The sequence below is a fragment of the Tardiphaga sp. vice304 genome (assembly GCF_007018905.1).
Taxonomy (GTDB): domain Bacteria; phylum Pseudomonadota; class Alphaproteobacteria; order Rhizobiales; family Xanthobacteraceae; genus Tardiphaga.
This window is the reverse complement of sequence record NZ_CP041402.1, coordinates 3,899,465-3,920,436: the sequence shown is the minus strand read 5'-3', so window position 1 is coordinate 3,920,436 and position 20,972 is coordinate 3,899,465. Positions and strand designations below refer to the sequence as shown.

The 20,972-nt window shown below is 65.1% G+C and carries 22 protein-coding genes, 2 tRNA genes and 2 pseudogenes; 10 read left to right on the top strand and 16 right to left on the bottom strand.

The genetic code is table 11. The features are described from left to right. Positions 1–166: 166 nt before the first annotated feature. The 5 genes from FNL56_RS18675 to FNL56_RS18655 form a co-directional block, all read right to left on the bottom strand. Positions 167–745: an Hpt domain-containing protein gene (locus tag FNL56_RS18675; RefSeq protein WP_143576253.1), complete on the bottom strand. Its 579-nt coding sequence runs from the start codon at positions 743–745 to the stop codon at positions 167–169. Between the two features lie 26 nt (positions 746–771). Continuing rightward, positions 772–1,317 carry a response regulator gene (locus FNL56_RS18670; protein ID WP_143578110.1) on the bottom strand — a complete coding sequence of 182 codons (546 nt, stop codon included), beginning with the start codon at positions 1,315–1,317 and terminating at the stop codon, positions 772–774. A 250-nt stretch (positions 1,318–1,567) separates the two neighbouring features. Continuing rightward, positions 1,568–2,347, bottom strand: coding sequence for an NAD kinase (locus FNL56_RS18665; RefSeq protein ID WP_143574488.1), 780 nt, complete (start codon positions 2,345–2,347; stop codon positions 1,568–1,570). 132 nt (positions 2,348–2,479) lie between these two features. Continuing rightward, entirely contained in the window at positions 2,480–3,865 is a 1,386-nt protein-coding gene (locus tag FNL56_RS18660) for a serine hydrolase domain-containing protein (RefSeq protein ID WP_143574487.1), read from the bottom strand. Between the two features lie 107 nt (positions 3,866–3,972). After that, positions 3,973–4,515 (bottom strand): tetratricopeptide repeat protein, encoded by a 543-nt coding sequence (locus tag FNL56_RS18655; protein WP_143574486.1) that lies wholly within the window; start codon positions 4,513–4,515, stop codon positions 3,973–3,975. Positions 4,516–4,753: 238 nt separating this feature from the next. Here FNL56_RS18655 and FNL56_RS18650 point away from each other — a divergent pair, with 238 nt between their 5' ends. Both FNL56_RS18650 and FNL56_RS18645 read left to right on the top strand, forming a co-directional pair. Beyond that, positions 4,754–5,038, top strand: coding sequence for a His-rich protein BRANT (locus FNL56_RS18650; RefSeq protein ID WP_143574485.1), 285 nt, complete (start codon positions 4,754–4,756; stop codon positions 5,036–5,038). Positions 5,039–5,198: 160 nt separating this feature from the next. Next, on the top strand, positions 5,199–5,618 hold the full coding sequence (locus FNL56_RS18645; protein ID WP_143574484.1) for a hypothetical protein: 420 nt from the start codon (positions 5,199–5,201) through the stop codon (positions 5,616–5,618). A 63-nt stretch (positions 5,619–5,681) separates the two neighbouring features. On the opposite strand, the gene FNL56_RS18640 is transcribed toward FNL56_RS18645, so the two are convergent. After that, positions 5,682–6,875 carry a serine hydrolase domain-containing protein gene (locus FNL56_RS18640; protein ID WP_143574483.1) on the bottom strand — a complete coding sequence of 398 codons (1,194 nt, stop codon included), beginning with the start codon at positions 6,873–6,875 and terminating at the stop codon, positions 5,682–5,684. Between the two features lie 204 nt (positions 6,876–7,079). Here FNL56_RS18640 and FNL56_RS18635 point away from each other — a divergent pair, with 204 nt between their 5' ends. Beyond that, positions 7,080–7,805 carry an outer membrane protein gene (locus FNL56_RS18635; protein WP_143574482.1) on the top strand — a complete coding sequence of 242 codons (726 nt, stop codon included), beginning with the start codon at positions 7,080–7,082 and terminating at the stop codon, positions 7,803–7,805. A gap of 321 nt (positions 7,806–8,126) precedes the next feature. Here the strand turns inward: FNL56_RS18635 and FNL56_RS18630 are convergent, their stop codons facing one another. Next, positions 8,127–8,396, bottom strand: coding sequence for a Txe/YoeB family addiction module toxin (locus tag FNL56_RS18630; RefSeq protein ID WP_143574481.1), 270 nt, complete (start codon positions 8,394–8,396; stop codon positions 8,127–8,129). A 7-nt stretch (positions 8,397–8,403) separates the two neighbouring features. Further along, positions 8,404–8,679, bottom strand: a complete 276-nt coding sequence (locus FNL56_RS18625; protein ID WP_143574480.1) for a type II toxin-antitoxin system Phd/YefM family antitoxin — start codon at positions 8,677–8,679, stop codon at positions 8,404–8,406. Between the two features lie 191 nt (positions 8,680–8,870). On the opposite strand from FNL56_RS18625, the gene FNL56_RS18620 reads away from it, so the two are divergent. Next, a tRNA-Thr gene (locus tag FNL56_RS18620) sits at positions 8,871–8,945 on the top strand. Positions 8,946–8,985: 40 nt separating this feature from the next. On the opposite strand, the gene FNL56_RS18615 is transcribed toward FNL56_RS18620, so the two are convergent. Next, positions 8,986–9,264, bottom strand: coding sequence for a hypothetical protein (locus FNL56_RS18615; protein ID WP_143574479.1), 279 nt, complete (start codon positions 9,262–9,264; stop codon positions 8,986–8,988). A gap of 236 nt (positions 9,265–9,500) precedes the next feature. Between FNL56_RS18615 and FNL56_RS18610 the strand changes: the two genes are divergently transcribed. Beyond that, positions 9,501–9,929: a hypothetical protein gene (locus FNL56_RS18610; protein WP_143574478.1), complete on the top strand. Its 429-nt coding sequence runs from the start codon at positions 9,501–9,503 to the stop codon at positions 9,927–9,929. A 53-nt stretch (positions 9,930–9,982) separates the two neighbouring features. Further along, positions 9,983–10,585, top strand: coding sequence for a hypothetical protein (locus tag FNL56_RS18605; RefSeq protein ID WP_143574477.1), 603 nt, complete (start codon positions 9,983–9,985; stop codon positions 10,583–10,585). Between the two features lie 63 nt (positions 10,586–10,648). On the opposite strand, the gene rlmB is transcribed toward FNL56_RS18605, so the two are convergent. From rlmB to FNL56_RS18575, 5 genes and pseudogenes are all read right to left on the bottom strand, one after another. After that, complete coding sequence (gene rlmB, locus FNL56_RS18600; RefSeq protein WP_143574476.1) at positions 10,649–11,455, bottom strand: 23S rRNA (guanosine(2251)-2'-O)-methyltransferase RlmB; 807 nt, start codon at positions 11,453–11,455, stop codon at positions 10,649–10,651. 277 nt (positions 11,456–11,732) lie between these two features. Next, on the bottom strand, positions 11,733–12,266 hold the full coding sequence (locus FNL56_RS18595; RefSeq protein ID WP_143574475.1) for a DUF421 domain-containing protein: 534 nt from the start codon (positions 12,264–12,266) through the stop codon (positions 11,733–11,735). A 253-nt stretch (positions 12,267–12,519) separates the two neighbouring features. Continuing rightward, positions 12,520–12,605, bottom strand: a tRNA-Tyr gene (locus FNL56_RS18590). Between the two features lie 285 nt (positions 12,606–12,890). Further along, a pseudogene (locus FNL56_RS28450) lies at positions 12,891–14,332 on the bottom strand (GH1 family beta-glucosidase). Between the two features lie 65 nt (positions 14,333–14,397). After that, entirely contained in the window at positions 14,398–14,751 is a 354-nt protein-coding gene (locus FNL56_RS18575) for a PRC-barrel domain-containing protein (RefSeq protein ID WP_143574328.1), read from the bottom strand. A gap of 285 nt (positions 14,752–15,036) precedes the next feature. Between FNL56_RS18575 and FNL56_RS18570 the strand changes: the two genes are divergently transcribed. From FNL56_RS18570 to upp, 3 genes are read left to right on the top strand one after another with little or no spacing between them, the layout of a single operon-like run. Continuing rightward, positions 15,037–16,293, top strand: coding sequence for a GTP cyclohydrolase II (locus FNL56_RS18570; protein ID WP_143574327.1), 1,257 nt, complete (start codon positions 15,037–15,039; stop codon positions 16,291–16,293). Positions 16,294–16,312: 19 nt separating this feature from the next. Further along, the gene (locus tag FNL56_RS18565; RefSeq protein WP_143576233.1) at positions 16,313–17,548 is read left to right on the top strand and encodes a URC4/urg3 family protein; all 1,236 of its coding nucleotides are present in this window, start codon (positions 16,313–16,315) and stop codon (positions 17,546–17,548) included. A 14-nt stretch (positions 17,549–17,562) separates the two neighbouring features. Then, positions 17,563–18,192, top strand: coding sequence for a uracil phosphoribosyltransferase (upp, locus tag FNL56_RS18560; protein ID WP_143574326.1), 630 nt, complete (start codon positions 17,563–17,565; stop codon positions 18,190–18,192). Here upp and FNL56_RS18555 read toward each other — a convergent pair. Together FNL56_RS18555 and FNL56_RS18550 are read right to left on the bottom strand one after the other, a co-directional pair. Continuing rightward, on the bottom strand, positions 18,177–19,037 hold the full coding sequence (locus FNL56_RS18555) for an SDR family oxidoreductase (RefSeq protein ID WP_143574325.1): 861 nt from the start codon (positions 19,035–19,037) through the stop codon (positions 18,177–18,179). The two genes, upp and FNL56_RS18555, sit on opposite strands and share 16 nt — an antisense overlap. After that, complete coding sequence (locus FNL56_RS18550) at positions 19,034–19,222, bottom strand: hypothetical protein (protein ID WP_143574324.1); 189 nt, start codon at positions 19,220–19,222, stop codon at positions 19,034–19,036. Before FNL56_RS18550 ends, FNL56_RS18555 begins: the two co-directional genes overlap by 4 nt. A 116-nt stretch (positions 19,223–19,338) precedes the next feature. On the opposite strand from FNL56_RS18550, the pseudogene FNL56_RS18545 reads away from it, so the two are divergent. Further along, positions 19,339–20,916, top strand: a pseudogene (locus FNL56_RS18545) (GMC family oxidoreductase). Positions 20,917–20,972: the final 56 nt, after the last annotated feature.

Here is a 20,972-nt window from a genome sequence, read left to right as displayed (position 1 = left end):
CTTCATCCTGAGGTGCTTGCCCGAAGGGCAAGCCTCGAAGGATGCGGCGACGGACGCTTGCGGTGCATCCTTCGAGGCCGCCGCTATGCGGCGGCGCCTCCAGCCGAAACGCAATTGCGTTTCGGTGGGGATGACGGCGGAGATTGAGGAGTCGGAAACGGAAAACCTAGCCCGCCGGCACCAGGCTCGGCGCGGCGATCGTTTCGAGGTAGTCGGGACGGTGCTTGTTGACCAGCATCAGATAATCATCGGCGACGGCGCGCAGCTTGCGGCTGAGGGCCTGCGCCACGCCGGCGGTCTCGATCGTGTTGTGCTCGCGCACGATGGCCTGGATCGCCTCGATATGGTGCCGGATCAGATCGGCCGGTACCTGGTCGAAACTGGGGGCGTGTTCGACGATCCGGCACAGGCTTTCCGCCGCGGCCCCCGCGCTGGGAAAGCCGAACGTGGCGGCGTCGCCCTTGATGTCGTGCGCGGCGCGAAACAGCTCGTCGCGACCGGACGCGGTGACGCCGTCTCGCTCCAGCGCGGCGTGGGCTGCGGCCAGCCGGTCGCATTCGACGCGCATCCAGTTCTTGAACTCGCCGGACAGGCCCGCCAGCGCCTGTTCGGCGCGCGCTACGGGGTCGTCGGTCTCGCGGTCCTCGGTGCGGCGGATGGCACGGCGCAGCGTGTTCTGCGGCGTGATGATCTGGTGATCGGCGAAGGCCTCGATCTTCGGCGCCAGCGTCTTGTCCCGCGACATCTTGAGCTTCTCCAGCGAGGCGCGCATCATCCGGCGACGCGCGCTTTGTCCATCAGCGACGGCTGTTGCAGCACCTCGGCCTCGCCGCCATTGCGGCGCTCCGGCCCGATATAGGCCACCGTGGTGTTGCGCCGGCGGTCCGGCCCGAAATAGTTCTTGGTCTTGATGAAGGGGCGGGGATGCGCGACCACGCTCATGATGCGCAGGTACAAGGCCTTGGCCGAGATCGGCTTGGCGAGAAATTCGGTGACGCCGGCATCGCGCGCCACGGTCACGCGGCGCTTCTCGGAATGGCCGGACAGCATGATGATCGGCGCGTAGGGATTGCCCTTGGAATCCGGCTGCCGGATCATCTGCGCCAGCTCCAGCCCGTCGAAGATCGGCATCGACCAGTCGGTGATGACGATGTCGGGCACGTAATGGCTGTACATTTCCAGCGCGGTCGCGCCGTCTTCCGCTTCATAGACTTCGCGTGCGCCAAAGGAATGCAGCAGCGTCCGCAAGATCCGCCGCATGTGCGGATTGTCGTCGCAGACGAGGAAGCGCAGCTTGTTGAAGTCGATACGGAACATGTGGGGCCCGGACGGAGGCGGTTACGTGGTGTTAACTATAGGGCGCCGGGATTAAGGAAGGGTTGAGGGGGAGGAGCAGGGCGGACGCGGCACTCCCCGTCATTCCGGGGCGCGAAAGCGCAGCTTGAGCCAATCCGGAATCCCGAAGTTGGACGGATAGCGGTCAGGCTGGCCGCAGTTCGATTTGCGGCTGAACTAGCAAAACTGGAGCTGCCTGGGACGACGCGCGTCGCAGGCGCCGTCGCCCCCCTCAATACCCGAACTGCTCGCTCAATATCCGTTCCTCCAGGCTGTGGCCGGGATCGAACAGCATCCGCATCTTGATGGTCTTGTCGGAGATGATCTCGACGCGGCGGACGTCGCGGGCTTCGTCGTGGTCGGCGACGGCGGCGACCGGGCGCTTGTCGCCTTCCAGCACCTCGATCACCACGAAGGCGGTGTTGGGCAACAGCGCGCCGCGCCAGCGCCGCGGGCGGAAGGCGCTGATCGGCGTCAGCGCCAGGAGCGGCGCATTGATCGGCAGGATGGGTCCCCCCGCCGACAGGTTGTAGGCGGTCGAGCCGGCCGGCGTTGCCACCAGAAGGCCGTCGGCGATCAGCTCAGACAGCCGCTCGCGCTCGTCGATCAGGATGCGCAGGCGCGCGGCCTGGTAGGTCTGGCGAAACAGCGAGACCTCGTTGATGGCGTGGTGGACGTGAACCTCGCCGTGCACGTCGGTGGCGCGCATCAAGAGCGGATGGATCACGGTGTCCTTGGCGGCATCCAGCCTCGCGTGCAGGTCGACCGTCGAGTATTCGTTCATCAGGAAGCCGACGGTGCCGCGATGCATACCGTAGATCGGAATATCCGAGCGCATGTAGTCGTGCAGCGTCTTCAGCATCAACCCGTCGCCGCCGAGCGCCACGATGACGTCGGCTTCAGCCGGATCGGCATTGCCGTATCTGGCCGCAAGCTGCGTCAGCGCGGTCTGCGCCTCGACGCTGGGACCGGCGACGAAGGAGATCCGGTCATGTCGGACAGGCGGGGTCATGAATCGCGGGCCTTTGCGGCTGCTTGACGCGGGACGATGGCGCGGGCGTCGTCTAGCGGCGTTGCCGGGGATTGTCGAGCGGGCAGTTGAGGCGCTGGAAGTCGGGATGTCGAGCGCGGCCGCGGGGATGCGTTAACGGCGCGCGGGCCGTCCGTGGCCATAGCGCCGCTCCATGTCGGCGATCACGGCCTTTTCCGGCCGCAGTTTGGAGCCGGCCAGCCAGACCTCGATGACCTTGCCGGCCTTGCTGCGGCTGCGGCGCACGGCCTGGCCATAGCTGGCGTAGCCGGCGGCCTGCACGATCCGGCCGGTGTCGCGACCGGTCACCTCGATCTCCGTGGCGTCCATGAACGGATTGCCCATCACCGGACTGCCGACCAGCACGCGGTTGCCCATCGGCACCAGATCCGTCGCGCCGGACGCCGTCCACCAGCGCCCGGTCCAGTCGCGGACGCGGCGGGTCGGTGCGCCGTTCTTTGCAAAGGCGCGCAGGATATGCAGGGCGCCGTCGAGCCAGAACCACGCCCAGCCATCGCTGGCATTGCTGAGCACGACGATCGTGAGATCGCAGGCGGGTATCATTGCGGTGCGCGAGATATAGCCCTGCAGCCCGCCGCTGTGGCCGAACCAGTCCCAGCCGGCGAGGCTGCCGCTCATGATGCCAAGGCCGTAATAGTTCTCGACGGTCGAATCGGGATTGCGCCAGTGCCGGCGTGTCATCTCGCGCCGGCTGGCCGGCGACAGCACGCTGTTCTTCGCCTGCGGCGAAAGCTGCGCGAAGAAGCGCGCGACATCCGCCGCCGTGCTGACGAAGCCGCCGGCCGGCGTGATGGCGTGTTGCGGAATGTCGCCGGGCACCACGAGGCGGCGGCCGAGCGGCAGCAGCGGCGTGTGGCCGCCGGCCATCGGCGCCGCCCGCGCCAGCGGCGTGGCGGCCTCCGTCTCGCGCAGGCCCACGGTCTCGACGATCTCGCGCTCGATCCAGGTCCGGTAGGGCTCATGGGTGATGTTCTCGATCACCATCCCGAGCAGCCCGAACCCGATGTTGGAATATTTCAGCCGCGTGCCCGGCGCGATCGCCGGCGGCACGGCGAGTTCGGCCAGCAATTCGCGGGGGCTGAGGAAGGGCCGCTGGCCGGTGAACTGCCCGGCATCGGCGCCGTCGCGCGTCAAGCCGGCGCTGTGCGACAGGATCTGGCCGATCGTGGTGTCGGCGACCTGCGGATGCAGGCCCTCGACATAGTGGCCGACGGGATCGTCGAGCCGCAGCCTGCGACGCTCGCGCAGCTTCATGATGCCGGCCGCGGTAAAACTCTTGGAATGCGAGGCGATGCGAAACCGGTGCCGCGGCGTCATTTTCTCGCCGGTGACCAGATTGGCGTGACCGAGGGCAAACTCCGAAATGATTTTGCCGCGATGCGCGATGGCGATGATGCAGCCGGGTTGCTGCGAGCTGCGGATCTGGAAGTCCATCCAGAGACGAAAGTAGTCGATCGCAGGCTGGACCCACGGCTCCATCGGCAACTCCCGTCTGTTCGCCGGAGATTACGGCAGGGCGTCACGCAGGCAAAAAGATACCGGCACACCCCAAGATGCGCCGGTAAAATCAGCGTTGCAATGGCTCGTTAGTAGGTCGTGGCGGAGCCGGCCAGCGCCGAGGCCAGCGACTGGTATTCGGCCGAGCCGGTGCCGGCCAGTGCGCCGATCCTGGTCAAATGATATTGCGCCTGGTCGCGGTTGCCCTGTTCGATCTGCCACAGGCCGTAATACTGCCAGGTGCGGACGTGGGCGGGATCGGCCTTCAGCGCGCGTTCGTAATAGGCCTGGGCGAGCTGGTAGTCACCGAGCTTGCGGTAGGAATAGCCGATCAGATTGGCGACGTCGGCGCGCTCGTCATGGCCGAGCGCCTTGAGCTGCGCGATTGCGCTCGTGTAGTCGTTCTTGTCATAGACCGTGGCATAGGCGGCGCGGTAACGCGCGAGGAAGGCGGTGTCTTCCAGCCGCGGACCGTTCTCGGCGCCCTTCTTCTTGTCCTTGGTTTTGCCGTCGGAGGCCGGCGGCGAGGAGGGGGTGTCGGTCCCTGCGGCAAGCGCGGTGGACAGAGGCGCCGTCACCAGCGCCATCGACAGCATCGCCAGCGTGGTCATCTTGATCGCAGTCCGGGTCATGCACGCGCTCCGTTTTTCTGATGAGATAATCTGGCACTAATGCCATTGATTGCAAACACCGGCTGGGCTCCGTCATTCCCGCGGGACGTCGTGCGAGGTGACGAAGATGTCACGCAGATGAACGAATACCGACTGGCGCCTTCAGAACCGGTTCAGCGCGCGGCGCCTAGGGTGGTGACATGAAGCGACGCCCGGCCAACCGACCGGTCACCTTCGTGAATGTGCACAGGAGACCACCATGTTGAAGAAATTGTCCGCCGCTCTGATCCTGGCTTCGCTGCTCGCCGCTCCGGCGATGGCCGCCACCCCCGAGAAGACGGCGCCCGCGCCGATCACCAAGCCGGTGGCCGCGACCGATGCCAAGCTGCAGGCGAAGCCGGCGGTGCGAACCGCTCATGCCAAGATGGCACGCCATCATCACCGTCACGTCCGCCACCACTACCGCGCCCACAAGAAAGTGGGTCTGCACAAGACCTTCAAGCACACCACGCACGTCGCCGTTAAGCATTCCCGCCGCGGCTGAGCCGTCGCGACCACGCCGATCGACCTCCGGCCCGCCGCCTTGCAGCCCAAGGCGCGGGCCGGATTGCGTTGCGGCGCGATGACGGAGATGCGAATTCCATTTCGGCGCCCGAACGTCTAGGGAAGGGCGGGCAATCGGGCATGGGATAACGGGTAGGTACGTGCGAATTTTTGCGAAACACGCCGCGATTTTGCTGCTTCCGCTGTGGCTGGCGGCCTGTGGTGGCGGCCCGTCCGGCGGCATCTCCTTCACCGACGATCCCGGCACCGCCGCGCAGCCGTTTCCGTTCAATTACAGGACCGATTTGCTGGCGTTCCTGCGCAGCTATCTCAACAATCCGGTCGGCGTGCGCGACGCGGCGATGGCGCCCCCGGTGCAGCGCACGGTGGGCGGCCGGCTGCGCTATGTCATCTGCGTCAACTATACCGCCATGGACGGGGACGGTAAGCCGCTGGCTCCGCAGCAGCTCGCGGTGAGCTTTGTCGACGCCCGGCTCGACCGCGTCGTCGAGGACACCGCCGCCGCCTGCGCCGGTGCCAGCTACGCGCCGTTCCCCGAGATGGAAAAGATGACGCGGTAGCTCTTCTTCCCTCGCCCCGCCCGGCGAAGCGCAGCTTCGCTAGGCGGGGCGAGGGAAGCAGCCTCACATGAACGCTTTCGCGATGGCATCGAAGCCGCGGCGCCAGGCGCGGGCGATTTCGGGATCGACCGGCGCGTCCTCGCAGGCCATCCGCACGATCACCAGCTCGGCGTCGGGGTTGATGTAGATGAACTGGCCATGGATGCCGAAAGCCATCAGCACGTTGCGGTCGCGGTCGATGCGATACCACTGGCTGCGGTAGCTGGCGCCCGGAAACAGCTCGGCGAATTCGCCGCGCGCCCAGGCTTCCGCATTTCCCTGCTGATTGATGTCGTCGATCCAGGCGCCCGGCACCACCTGGCGGCCATGGGCCACGCCGCGGCGGCGGATCATCTCGCCGAACCGGGCGACGTCATGCGCCGTTGCACAGATGCCGCCGGCGGCGCGCATCGCGTCCTTCGAATCCACGGTGATATAGGCGTCGTGCTGCGCGCCCATCGGCGCCCACAGATAGTCGCTGAGGATTTCGGCATAGGGCCGGCCGCAGGCGCGCTCATAGACCCAGCCGAGCACGTCGGTATTGGTCGAGACGTAATGAAACAGGCTGCCATGCCTGTTGCCGTCGGGCTGCTGCTCCGCCAGGAAGCTGCGCAAGTCGGTCGGCTTCTCGCCGGCGAGCTGCGGATCCCAGCCGGCGGCGCGCCGGTAGCGAAACACATTGCTCGTCGGGTCGACATAGTCCTCGGTGAAGGAGATGCCGACCGACATGTCGAGCAGATGGCGCACGGTGCAGTCGCCGCCATAGACCGACGACGCCAGTTCGGGGATGTATTCGGTCACCGGATGGTCGGGATCGAGCACGCCCCGCTCGACCAGGATGCCGCCCAGCGCGCCGCAGATCGACTTCGAGACCGAGAACACGATATGCGGCGTCGCGGCGTCCATGTCGGTGCCGTACCATTCGGCGGCCAGCCGACCCCGATGCAGCACCACCAGCGCGTCGGTGTGGGTGGCAGGCAGCGCGGCGGCGACCATGGTCTCGTCGCCGTCGTGGCCGGTGAACCGGATCTGGCCGACGTCGCGCAGGCTGATTTCGAACGACACCGGCTGCGCGCCGCGGGCGATATTCGCGGTCGGCAGCAACCGGCGGACATTGTGAAAGCCCCATTGGCTGAACGGCGCGCGGCGCCAGTTCGACAGCGTGACCTGCGCGCCATGCGCCGGGGGAAACTCGTTCATCAGATCGTTCGCAGCCATGGGCACTCCAAAGAAGATTGCAGCATCAAATTTGCGTGAGGGTTGAACCTATCCTTCATCCTCGATGCCGCAAACTGAAAGGAACCGAAAGTGTTGCGGGTTTGTCGCACTCGGCTTCGATCGCGTTGCAGAGTGCTGCCGCAAGGCAACCAAATTGCCGCCACGATGTTTTTCGATGGTCATTCGGTAACTAGGGGAACCATCATGAAGAAGCTTCTGCTCAGCGCCTCGGCCATCGTCGCGGTTGCCGCGCTTTCCACCTCCGCCTTCGCTGCCGATCTCGCGGCGCGCCCGTACACCAAGGCTCCGGCCTATACCGCTCCGGCGCAGGTCTACAACTGGACCGGCTTCTATGTCGGCGGCCATCTCGGCGGCGCCTTCGGCGACAGCGCGAGCATCGGCGGCGACGGCGGCCGCTTCATGGGCGGCGTGCAGGGCGGCGCCGACTACCAGTTCGCCACCAACTGGGTGATCGGTATCGAAGCCCAGTATTCCTGGATGGACAGCAACAACACCGGCCGCCTGTTCCCGAACGGCACGCTGGTCACCGCCAATAACGACCAGCTCGGCTCGGTCACCGGCCGCCTCGGCTATGCCTGGGGCCCGGCGCTGCTCTACGCCAAGGGCGGTTACGCCTGGAAGGGCAGCAACGACATCGGCGTGAGCAACGCGGGCATCGCGCAGCCGTTCGCTACCTCGGGCAACGCCAAGGACGGCTACACCGTCGGCGGCGGTCTGGAATACATGTTCGCCCCGAACTGGTCGGCCAAGGTCGAATACCAGTACTATAATTTCGGCAACACCACCGTGACCTCGCTGGCGATCCCGACCCCCGGCAACAGCGCGAGCTACAACAACGACGAGCACACCGTCAAAGCCGGCCTCAACTATCGCTTCGGCTGGGGTGGCCCGATGGTCGCCAAGTACTGAGACACGTACTGAGACACGTACTGAGATCGTTCACATCTCTGACGAAAAGGCCGGCTTCACGCCGGCCTTTTTTGTGCGCGTTCGCCGCATGTCGGGCCGGCGGGCAGGGGCCGAGAATCGAAAGTAAACGAGTCCTGAATCCCCGGAAAAATAAGCCGCGAGACTCCTTGACCAGAATCGCCCGATGCTGTTTTGGCCATGAGAATCATCGACAACATCCTCAACGAGACCCTGCAGGTCGGCCTCACCGCCGCCCTGTTGTTCGCCTGCGCCATAAACGCCGCGCTGCTGTGGACGTGGCTGTAGGGCAGGGCTGCCCGGTCAGCCGTAATGATAGCGGCACTGGATGATCTCAAGCGCCTGTTGATCGGCGCTGCCGGTGACGCGGTAAACCAGCCGGTGCTCTCCCGAAATCCGCCGCGACCACCAGCCCTTCAGGCCATGTTTCAGCGGCTCGGGCTTGCCGAGACCGCGAAACGGATCGCGCCGAATGTCCCTGATCAGGGTGTTGATCGCGGCCAGCATCTTCGGGTCGGCGGCCTGCCAGTGCAGATAGTCGTCCCAGCCGTGATCGCTCCACAGGAGCTTCACGGCAGCCTTATATCGGGCCGGCGGTTGGCTCCGCGTCCGATGGCGCGCGCTCGGTGAGCCGCTGGTCGTCCGCCTGGTCGATCGATTGCGCCAGCCGGGCAGCATTGGCGGGGCTGGTCAGCAGATGCAGCGTTTCGATCATCGCCTCATATTCATGTTCCGACATCAGCACCACGCTGCGAGCATTCTGCCGCGTGACATGGAGCGCGGCCCGGCTGTCGCAGACCTCGTCCATGTAGCGCGCCAGGTTGCCGCGCAACTCGCTGTATGAAACGTGGGTCATGGCCATCCTCCAACGTACAGATATTTGTACGAGTGAGGCGGAATGTCAAACCATTGCCGACTTGCACCGTGTTGTCCGTCGGGTGTGGCTCTTGCGGACGGAGTCTGGTATCTGACGCCGTGAATGCCGGGCCGGTCCCCGTCCCGGCGCTCGGCGGGCTCGGGACATCAGCCCAAGGCCTTGAAATTGTTGCCGGTTTAGCTCAGCGGTAGAGCAGCGGTTTTGTAAACCGAAGGTCGGGAGTTCAATCCTCTCAACCGGCACCATTTCAACCGGTCTGGGCCCGGCACGATCTCAGAATCGATATCAGTTACAGGGATGTGCGCGGCCGTCCTGGCCGCGATAGGCGGCGGCCGACTGGTCGCAGCGGACCCTCAGCGGACCGTCATAATAGGCATAGGTGCCGGGCAGGATGCCGGGGCCGTAATTATGGCTGAAGCTGATCCGGTAGGGCTGGCCGGGGGCGGCGTAATACATCGGGCCGTGCGCGGCATGATGATGCCGATGGTGATGCCGGGCGTGTCCCGCCAAAGCAGGCGTCGACAACACGGCGAAGGCGACGAGCGCGGCACTGAGCAATTTCATGGAACATCTCCGGGACAGGCAATGGGCAACCCTTGTCAGGGCGTTCGGTTCCGCTGGTGTAATTGTCCCTGCGGAGGGCAGGGCTCGCTCAAATCATTAACGATATACGCGGTGTCTTGACGCGTTTGAACTTCCGGAAACGCCGGTGCGTTAGGCTTACTAGCAGAATGCCGAGCGGATTTAACCCATGCCGCGATGGCTTGGGCTAGCCTATCACCGGAATACAGGACATTGCCATGCGCCTCGTTGCAGCGTTGTTGATCGTGATCGGGACCAGCCTGCCGGCCATGGCGGGCGACGGGTTCAATATCGTCATTCCCGGCAGGACAGGCGTGCCAATCATCATCAACGGCATCGATGCCTCCTATGCCGTGATCGAGGGTGACCGCGGCCTGTCGCGCGGCATCCACGTCCAGCCGACCGTCTACGGCGGACGTTACGTCGATCCGGTGCCGAATGTCGGCCACTATTACCCTAGCGCCGGTCGCCAGCCGGGCTACGGGCGGCTCGAGATCGAGCCGCCGAAGAACCGCAAGCTGCCAAAGCCGGCAGAGAGTTACCACGAGAGTTGGTCGGCGGCGTCGCCGCCGCCCGCGCCACAGCAGGTCGTGCCGTTTGATCCGCCGGCGGTGATCGTGGCCCCGCCGGATATCCGACGTCGATAGTCACTTCGTTCAACTTAGTTCAACCAAGAAAATGTCCAACCAGGAGAGCGTTTATGCGTAACATGATTTCCAAATTGATAGTTGCCGCGGCTCTGGTCGCCGCCAGTGCAGCGCCGGCGATGGCTTGTGGCGGCCTGTTCAACAGCGGTTGCTCGCCATGCGGCCAAGCCTATGTAAGCCCCTGCGCCGGCGCAGGCTATGGCGCAGGATACGGCGGCGGCTATGGCTATGCCGGCGTCGCCGGCTATGAGCGGCTGCCGGATCCGAGCCGCTATCATTACGCCAATCAGGGGCCGAGCTTCAGCGGCCCGGGCAATTACGCGCCGGTGCCGACCTATCAGGAAACAGCCCTGAGCGGACCGCGCGGCTATGATCGCCCAAACTACGGCTATTACGACGGCGGCCCCTACGGCAACGCGATCAACCACACGTCCTGGGCGCAGCCGGCCTATCGCGGACCGGCCGTCTACAGCTATCCGCCCCGGATGCGCGCCAGCTATCGCCACGGCTACCGCATGGCGCCGCGCTACGGCTACGCCCCGCGTGGCTACGCGCCGCGTTATGGCTATCACCATCATCGCCGCCACGTCGCCGGCCCGCGCGTGATGTATGCGCCGCGTCACGCCCATCCGCAGCATCATCGCCGGATGTACTGATCCGCTTCAGCCAGTGAAACGCCCGCTCGCAGCGATGCGAGCGGGTGTTTCTGTTTCGGGATATCAGCGCATCAGGCCGAGCTGGCTGGCGCCGATATAGAGCGCCAGCACGGCCGCGTTGGAGACGTTGAGGCTCTTGATGGCGCCGGGCATGTCGAGCCTGGCCACGACGCTGCAGGTATCGCGCGTGAGGCGCCGCAGGCCGCTGCCTTCGGCGCCCAGCACCAGCGCCAGCGGCTGGCGCAGCGGCACAGCCGACAGCGTCTCGCTGCCCTCGCTGTCGAGTCCGACGGTCAGGAAGCCGAGGTCGTTCAATTCGTCCAGCGCGCGGGCGAGGTTGGTGACGGTGATGATCGGCACCAGCTCCAGCGCGCCGGAGGCGGATTTCGCCAGCACGCCAGTGGCCTCCGGGCTGTGCCTGGCGGTCGTGACGATCGCCTTGACGTTGAAGGCCGCGGCCGAGCGCAGGATGGCGCCGACATTGTGCGGATCTGTGATCTGGTCGAGCACCAGCACGATGCCGTCCTGGGTCAGCGAGTCCAGATCGGGCGATTCCAGCGGGTCGGCTTCCGCCAGCAGGCCCTGGTGCACGGCGTCGGGGCCGAGCCGGTCGGCGATCTCGCGCGGCGGCACGATGGTAGGCTCGATCCGTGTGTCGATCTTGTCGTCGGCCAGGCGCCGCGCGGCATTCTCGGTCAGCCACAATTTGCGGATCTTGCGCTCCGGATTAGCCAAGGCTGCCGTGACGCTGTGCCAGCCATACAGGATGGCCGGGCCGTCGCCCGATTCGCGCCCGCGCCGCGGCGGACCGCGGTCGCGGCCCTTGCCGCCGCCGCGCGCGAACCGCGGCTTTCGATCTCGGTCATTCATGCCAGTCGCCTGCGTCAATCTTCGTGGTCGGGTGAGGTCGGTTAGGCAATTCCGCCGCCGGTGTCGAGCGCAATCCATCGGGCGGCGTTCAGGCGCTGCGGCATCTCGGTGGAACGCCGGGCCTCGCCGCACGTTCTCCGTCGATGGATGATGCCACGGAAAACGAGCTGCTTGCCGCCATTGTCGCCGTCAGCCTCGCCGGATTTTTGACCTTCGTGCTGTGGGCCATTTTCGGCTGAGCCGTCGGCACCGTACGCGGCGAGGCGATCCGGCTGACCTATGCCATCGCGTCGGCGCCCTTGTGGCCATCGCCGGACGGCTTGCCATCCAGTGGGATCACGCTGATGTCACCGCTTCCTTCGATATAGGCCGATTTGACTTGCTTTGGATCGTCAATGCCCTGGCTGCGCAGCAGCGACATCAGCTCTTCGTCCGTGACCAGCTCCCGCCGCATGTTTCGCCGCAAGACCTGTCCATTTTCGATCAGTTTGACTTTCGGTGAACTCACCAGGAAGCGCAGGCGCGGCACCCTGAAGCTCAGCCATTGCAGGCCGTAGCTCCAGGCCATGACCGTGCCGATCAAAAGGGCTGCCTCGGTCACCGACCCGTTCTTGCCCATCGCATCGGTGGTCGCCTCGACGATCAGAACGATCACCAGAATGTCGGGAATGCCGACGGCGCCGGCCTGCCGGTTCAGGAAGAAACGCAGCACCAGAAACAGCAACAGATAGATCAACGTGCCGCGCACGATCACTTCGGCCAGCGGGTTCTGCGGGACCAACAAGGAGCCCCAGTCGACGGCTTCAAACACGCGAAAGTGGTCCTTTGTGCATTCTGCCGCCTTGGGGCGATCTGGCCGATTCGTTCGGTGCCGGAACGATAGGGCGTCGTTCGCTCATTTGCTGCAGCCGTTGCCGCAGGCAGGCGCCGTGCAGTCGGGCCAAGCCCGCGACGCGATTCGAGCGGGTTCCGGGCCGACGCGGCCGCTCCGGCAAATGCACCGAACACCGCAAAAGCCGCTCTCGCCGCCGCCCCGCAGGGCTAATTCTTCAATGAAAACAGGATGGTGGGGGAAGAAGGACTCGAACCTTCGAAGTCATAAGACGGCTGATTTACAGTCAGCTCCCTTTGCCACTCGGGACACTCCCCCGCTCCACGCCATCGACCTCAGCCCGCCAAGAAGCGGCTGGACGGCCATGGATGACGCTAAAACGAACGCCCGATGACGGGCTCCCGGTTGGCGGTTTATTGGGGGAAGGGCGGGGCAAAGTCAACCGAGCCGGCGATGAATCTGCCGGCAACCGATTAACGGGAACCGGCCCCGCATCCCCCAGCCTGAATGTACCAAACCGGCTTCGCCAGCCATTATGCGGCTCAACCTTCCGGTGCCAACGGGCTGGCATGCTGGCACGCCAATGGCAGCCTCGATTCGGCCCTACGCCAGCGCATTGTTCGCGATCACCTGCCGATAGAACTCCGCGCTCAGCTTCGGCGTTCGTTGCTGTGTTTCAAAATCGACATGGACCAGCCCGAAGCGTTTGTCGAACCCGTCCGACCATTCAAAATTGTCGATCAGGCTCCACTGAAAGTAGCCCGCGACGGGCACGCCGTCGGCGGTGGCGCGTTGTAGCTGGGTCAGATAGTTGCGCAGATACATGATGCGGTCGAGATCGGCGATGCTGCCATCGGCCAGCACACGGTCGGTGGCCGAGGTGCCGTTCTCGCTGATATAGATCTCCTTCACGCCCCACACTTTGGCGACGTTGCGCGGCCCCCAATACATGGCTTCAGGCCCGACCCGCAGCCAGTCGGATTCCATATGCGGAAACGACGCCGGAAACGGCAGCAATGAAAAGCCGGCCGCCGTATCGCTCGCCGTCACGTAATGCTGCGGCATGTAGATGTTGAGGCCGAGGAAATCGAGCGGCGACGCGATGACCTTCATTTCCTCGGCGGTGAAGCGCGGCGCGTCGGCGCCGGCATAGGCGAGGAAAGCGTCGGTGTAGCGGCCCTCCAGGATCGCGGTGAGATAGCCGGCATTCATCTCGCGGGTGGCGATTTCGGAAGCGCGGATATTGGCCGGGGTCTCGATCGCCGGAACGCAGGAGACGACGTTTTCCGCAAGGCCCACGCGGGTGCCGGCGCGGCCTTGCGCACGGATCGCCTGCACGGCGAGGCCATGACCGAGCGCCACGTGATGGCGGATCTGGTTGGGCACCGGCTGCGGCCGCTTCAGGCCAGGCGCCAGTTCGACCGGGCCTGGGCCGTAGCCGAAGTCGATGAAGGTGGCGGCTTCGTTGATGGTGAAGCGTTCTTGACGCGATCGGTGATCTTCGACGCGACGTAGCCGGCGTAGTCGGCAAAGGCCCTGGCGGTCTCGACGGACTCCCAGCCGCCGAAGCGGTCCTGTAGCGCCTGCGGCAGGTCCCAGTGATACAACGTCGCAAACGGTGTGATGCCGTTGGCCAGCAATTCATCGATCAATCGGTTGTAGAAGTCGAGTCCTTGGGGATTGGCGGCGCCGGTGCCGTCGGGAAATACCCGCGGCCAGGCGATCGAGAAACGATAGGCGGTTGTGCCCAGCGCCTTCATCAGCGCGACGTCTTCCTTGTAGCGGTGGAAGTGATCGCTGGCGCGGTCGCCATGCGCGCCGCCCCGGATCTTGCCCGGTATGTGCGCGTAGGTGTCCCAGACCGAACGGCCGCGTCCGTCTTCAGTCGCCGCGCCTTCGATCTGATAGGCCGACGTGGCCGTGCCCCAGACAAAGCCGTTCGGAAACGACCTGGTTGCCGGCTTCTTGTCCGCAAGAGCCATCGCCGGCGTGGCGGCAACGGCTCCCACCGCCAGCGCGCTGCCCGCCAATCTTCGTCGTGTCAATTGTTAGGTCAACGGGTCTCCAGTCGGTCAATCGTTCGCCAGATGCGGGCGGCTTAGCGTGCCGGTCAGATGGGCACACCATAATAGTCGTCAAGGCCCTTGGTGCGCGTCGTATCCGCCCAATTCCATTCGCCGTTGGCGGCCTTCGGCGCGCCCTTGATCTGGTCGATGGTCACCAGGGTCTGGTAGCCGCCGAGTTCGACATTGTACTTCAGCGACGGCCACGGCAGCGGATAGTGATCGTCGCCAATGCCGAGAAAGCCGCCGAACGACACGACGGCGTAGGATACCCGGCCGCTGCTCTTCTCGATCATCAGGCGCTCAATGCTGCCGATCTTGTTGCCGTCGGCGTCGAACACCGCGGAGCCCTGTACCTTGTCGCTGCCGATCAGGCTGACGGTTTCGTCTTCGTTGGTCATGAGGTTTCTCCCTGTGCGAATGCGCGAGAAGAAAACCTGTGGTCGCTACAATCGTTCCGGCCTTCACGGCACTGAAACATTATGCCGCGCGTGCATTAGCGACGCCTCGTTAACCGCCGCGAATCTTTTGCTATTTATCTTGTTGTCTTTCGTCGCGACATGCGTATACTTTTTTTCTTCGGCACAGCGTCGCGCTATGTTTAGCGCGCGCCGCGTTACATAGCATCCATGTCAACGGGCCCGTCTTCTTAGGCGGGCCGTTGCCATTTGAGGGGGCCTTTTGCGATGACTCGCTCCAACCGGATCGACCATATACGGCTGACCTCGCACCCGGCGCCGGGCGCGAAACACGACTTTCCGATCCGATGGGGCGCGCCTGATGCGCGCGAGCGCGGGCCGGTGATTGGTACTGTGTCGCGGCCACAGGATCGCAATGTGATAGGCACGCATGGCGGCTCCTATTCGGTGTATCGCGCACTCGCCGTCTCCTCCGGCGCGCTCGATCCGATGCGTCGGCCGGACCTCACCAATACGTTTCCCGCGGCCACCATCGGTCCGTTCGAACAGTGGATCGATCCCGCGAAGATCGTTTCGCTGGATCCCTTCGGCCATCTTGTTGCCGAGAATTTTGCGACCGAGATCGCCGAGGGTGTGGACATCCGCCCGAGCATCGCTATCACCCGTGCGCGGCTCGATCTGATCGAATTGCAAAGCGCGATCGCCGCCGGCCGGCTGAAGGTCGATAATGACGTCGTGCATGCCAATGGCAGTGTGTCGGTCGTGAAGATCGCGATCGATCCGGTCTGGCATCTGCCGGGACTGGCGGCGCGCTTCGGCACCACCGAGAACAATCTGCGCCGGCAATTGTTCGAACAGACCGCGGGCATGTTTCCCGAACTGGTGACGCGGCCCGACTTGCACGTCTTCCTGCCGCCGATCGGCGGCATCACGGCCTACCTGTTCGGCGACGTGACCAAGCTGCCGGACCACACCACGAAAATCACCTGCCGCGTCCATGACGAATGCAACGGCTCCGACGTGTTCGGCTCCGACATCTGCACCTGCCGGCCCTATCTGATCCATGGCATCGAGGAATGCGCCAAGGCCGGGCAGGCCGGCGGTCTCGGCGTCATCATCTACAACCGCAAGGAAGGCCGCGCGCTTGGCGAGGTCACCAAATTCCTGGTCTACAACGCGCGCAAGCGCCAGGAAGGCGGCGACGCCGCCGCGCAATATTTCGAGCGCACGGAATGCGTCGCCGGCGTACAGGACGCGCGCTTCCAGCAATTGATGCCGGACGTCATCCACTGGCTCGGGCTGAAACGGATCGACCGTTTCATCTCGATGAGCGACATGAAGCACGATGCGCTGACGAGCCAGGGCGTCGAGATCGTCGAGCGGGTCTCGATCCCGGACGACATGATCCCTGCCGACGCGCATGTCGAGATGACCGCGAAGAAGGCCGCGGGCTATTATTCGCCGGAGCCGGTGCTGCCGCAGGATCTGCAGGACTCCGTTGGCCGTTCACTGGAAAAATATTGAGAGCTTTGCGGTGAATTCCTTGTCTCCGGATACCTCGGCCGCTCTGTCGCTCTTGTCCGCCCGCGCGGTGCGCGAGCGGGCGCATCGTCTGCTGGCGATCGGCCTCGACGACAAGCTTGCCCACTTCCGCATCGACCTCGGCCGCATGGACGCCGCGGTGGACCTCGTGCTGGCGACGACGCGCGCGGCCTATCCCTCGCTCGACGTGCCCTTCCATTCGCGCTGGCGGCATTTCGTCACCGGCGGGGACAACCGTTGGGCCGCGCTGGCCGACGCGACCGCCTGGAAAGACAAAGCCGCGCGCGCGCGCGCCGAGTTCGATCTCGCAATCGTCAGCGTCTTTCTGGATGCCGGCGCCGGTCCAAGCTGGCGCTATCAGGATCCGAAAACCGGGCAGGCGATCGGCCGCTCGGAAGGGCTGGGGCTGGCCAGTCTCGCGATGTTCGCCAGCGGCGCGTTCTCCGCCGATCCGGCGCAGCCATTGCGCGCCGACGCCTCGGTTCTGCAGAAGCTCTCCGTCGCCGATCTGCAAAACGGCATGCAGGTTTCCGACGCCAATCCGCTGGTCGGCATCGAGGGGCGCGCCGACCTGCTGCGCCGGCTGGGCTCGCTGGTGGCGTCGAAACCGGACGTGTTCGGCATGATTGACACGCCGCGGCCCGGCGGGCTGTTCGACCAGATGGTGATGCTGGCGCATCAAGGCAAGCTGCCGGCGCCGACCATCCTCTCGGTGCTGCTGCAGCGGCTCGGCCCGATCTGGCCGTCGCGGTTGACGCTCGGCGGCATCGCGCTCGGCGACTGCTGGAAGCACCCGGCGCTGAAGTCCGACGATGCGACCTCTGAACTGATGCCGCTGCACAAGCTCTCGCAGTGGCTGTCCTATTCGCTGATCGAACCGCTGCAGATCGCGGGCATCGAGGTCACCAATATTGACGGCCTCACCGGTCTCGCCGAGTATCGCAATGGCGGGTTGTTCGTCGATATCGGCGTGCTCAATTTTCGCGATTACGCCGACGCGGAACGCGAGCATGACGTGTCCTCGACGCTGGTGGTGGAATGGCGTGCGCTGACGGTGGCGCTGCTCGACCGCCTCGCCGAAGGCATCCGGGAGAAGCTGCAGCTTGACGCGACCTCGCTGCCGCTGGCCAAAATTCTCGAGGGCGGAAGCTGGGCCGCCGGGCGCGTGCTGGCGCGCGAACGTCGCGCCGATGCCTCGCCCCCCATCAGGATCATCAGCGACGGTACTGTGTTCTAATCGAAGGAAGTGCAATGGACGGCGTTACGATCGTTACCCACCCGCTGGTGCAGCACAAGCTGACGCTGATCCGCGACAAGACCCGCTCCACCAAGGGGTTTCGCGAACTGCTCAACGAGATCGGCATGTTGCTGTGCTATGAGGTGACGCGCGACCTGCCGCTCACCGACGTCGAGATCGAGACGCCGCTGACCAGGATGACCGGCAAGGAAATCGCCGGCAAGAAGCTGGTGTTCGCGCCGGTGCTGCGCGCCGGCCTGTCCTTCGTCGAGGGCATGATCGATCTGGTGCCGTCGGCGCGCATCGCGCATATCGGCCTGTACCGCGATCCCGAGACCTTTACCGCCGTCGAATATTTCTTCAAGGCGCCGACCAATCTCGAGGAGCGGCTGGTCATCGTGATCGATCCGATGCTGGCCACTGCCAACACCGCGGTGGCGGCGATCGACCGCATCAAGGAGCGCGGCGCCCGGGACATCCGCTTCGTCTGCCTGCTGGCGGCACCCGAAGGCATCGAGCGGCTGCGCGGCCATCACCCGGATGTGCCGATCTGGACCGCGGCGGTCGACGAGAAGCTGACCGACCACGCCTATATCTGGCCCGGCCTCGGCGATGCCGGCGATCGCGCTTACGGCACGCGCTGACGGCAGGATGCCGCGAATTCCGCCAGCGTGACGGGCTCGCGTCCCAGCAGCCAGCGCAGCACGTTGGGATTGCCCTTCAGCCCGTCGCCAGCATAGCTGACGAACATTTTCGTCAGCGCTGTCACGGCATGCTCATCCATCCCGGCGATACGCGCGCGCGCCTGCCATGCCTTGACAGATTCGGCCTCGGCCCGAACCTCGCGCCCGAGGGCGGCGGCAAACGCTTCGGCAACATCGATCGGGCTCAGCGGCGACGTGCCGGCCAGTTCGTAGGTGGCATTGGCGTGGCCGTCCTCGGTCAGCACTTTTGCGGCGACCTCGGCGATATCGCCGAGATCGATCAGGCTGAGCGGCGTCTCAAGCGGGTAGGGCACGCGGTACACGCCGTCGGTCGTGATCCGATCGAGTTCGCTCAGGATGTTCTGCATATAGGTGGTGGGCTGCAGGATGGTCCAGTCCAGTTCCGAACTGTACAGCATCTCCTCGACGCGCATCTTGGACCAGTGGTGCGGCATCACCTCGACATGCGGGTGCAGCACGGAATGATAGACCAGCCGCGGCACTTCGGCGGCCTCCGCCGCGGCGATCACGGCGTCGGCAAAAGCCACTTCATGCAGGCTGACATTCGGACAGACGTGGTAGACTGCGTCTGTCTCGTGCATCGCGCGCAGCAATGCGGCGTCGTCGTCGAGCGCGCCGATCACGACATCGGTCGCGCCGAGCCGGAGCAGCGCCTCGCGTTGCGCGGCGCTGCGCACAAACGCACGCACCGATGCGCCGCGCGCCGCCAGCGCGGCGATGATGGCCCGGCCGGTTTTGCCACTGGCGGCGGTGATCAGGATCATGGCGGGTTCCTCATGCGGGTCAGTACGAGCAGCCGATTCGGGCCAGCGATTTCCAGCAATTCACCGGCTTTCGCTGCAAGGTCAAGCGGCTCGTCCATGAACGCGCCGGCTTTGCAGGGCGGCGCGTTTTCGGTTTGCCGCGCGATCCAGTAGCCGTTGCGCCATACCCGCGCCGTGGCGTGCATACTGGCGTTGCGCAATGCCGTGACGCATACTGCGTTCCGAACGATCGACCGCTGTAAGGCTGTGGCCCTGGTTGATTTCAGGGCCGCTTGCCGGCCGAGCCTGGAAGTGATGACTGATGCGTGATGTGATCGTTGTCGGCGGAGGTTCGGCCGGTGCCGCCGTGGCTGCCCGTCTCTCCGAAGATGCCACCCGGCGCGTATTGCTGCTGGAGGCCGGTCTCGACTGGCGCGCCGACGAGGCGCCGTGGGAGATCCGCACGCCGAACCCGATCCCGATCATTCACCGTCGCGAATTCCAGGAGAAATGGCAGTGGCCGAATCTCCTGACGCGGCGCGTCGCGGAGCAGGAGCCGCGCTTCTACTGGCGCGGCAAGGGGCTCGGCGGGTCCTCGATGATGAACGGCCAGATCGCGATCCGCGGCGTCGCCGACGCGTTCGACGAATGGGCCGCCAATGGCTGCACCGGCTGGTCGGCGAAAGAAGTCATGCCGCTGTTTTCGGTGATCGAGGACGATTTCGAATTCGGCGACCGTCCCGGCCATGGACGCGGTGGTCCGCTGCCGATCTACCGCGCGCCGCCTGAGAAGTGGGGCGAGATCGATCGCGGGTTGCGCGATGCCGCGCTCGCGTCGGGTTATCACTGGTGCGACGACGTCAACGGTCCGGACGGCGAGGGCGCCGCCTGCTATCCGATCAACAGCCGCGATAGCCGTCGCATCACCACCAATGAGGCCTATCTTGAGCCGGCGCGCGGTCGCGCCAATCTGGAAATCCGCGGCCGGGTGCTGGTCGATCGCCTGCTCCTGACCAATGGTCGCGCCACCGGCGTCGTGGTCCACGCCGAAGGGCAGGGCAGCACGGAGATTCACGCGCGCGAGATCGTATTGTGCGCTGGTGCGATCCACAGCCCGGCGATCCTGCTGCGCTCGGGCATCGGCCCGGCCGATGAATTGCAGGCGATGGGCATTGAGGTCGTGCAGGACCTGCCGGTCGGAAAACACTTTTTCGATCACCCGCTGCTGCGCGCCACCGTGCAACTGCGCGAGTAATTGCGCCCGTCCGATCCCGACACCCGCCACACCAATTGCTGCGCGACCTATTCGTCGGGGCTGGCCGATGGCGGCAGGCGCGACATGATCCTGGTCGCCTTCAACCACCGCGGCATCGGCGTGCCTGGCGCGGTGGCGGCCGGCCTGTTCAACGCTTTTTCGCGCGGTACGCTGAAGCTCGCCTCGCGCGACGCGTCGATCGATCCGGTGGTCGAGGAAAACATGCTGGCTGACCCGCGCGACATGCTGCGCATGGTCGATGCCGTCAGGCGCATGGCGGTGCTGTCCACCCAGCCGGCGCTGGCTGGCATCGCCGACTGGATCCGTCTGGCCGACACCGACCTCACACTGCCGCAGGCGGCGGCGCTGCCGACCGCCGAACTGGAAGCGATCCTGCGCCGCGAGACCGGCGACATCCAGCACGCCGCCGGCACCTGCCACATGAGCGGCTTTGCGGACGCAAGTGGCGTGGTCAATCCGGACGGCACCGTGAAGGGCATCAAAGGGCTGCGCGTGGCAGATGCCTCGATCATGCCGTCGGACTGCCGCGCCAACACCCACCTCACAACGGTGGTGATCGGCGAATATGTGGCGAAGATGATGAAGCAGGCGATGGCGAAAGCCGAGCCCGCGATGGTGGTGTAAGCCGAACCTCATGTCGGCGAGAGTCGGAGTGAGGGAGATCAAAGCTCCGTCATTGC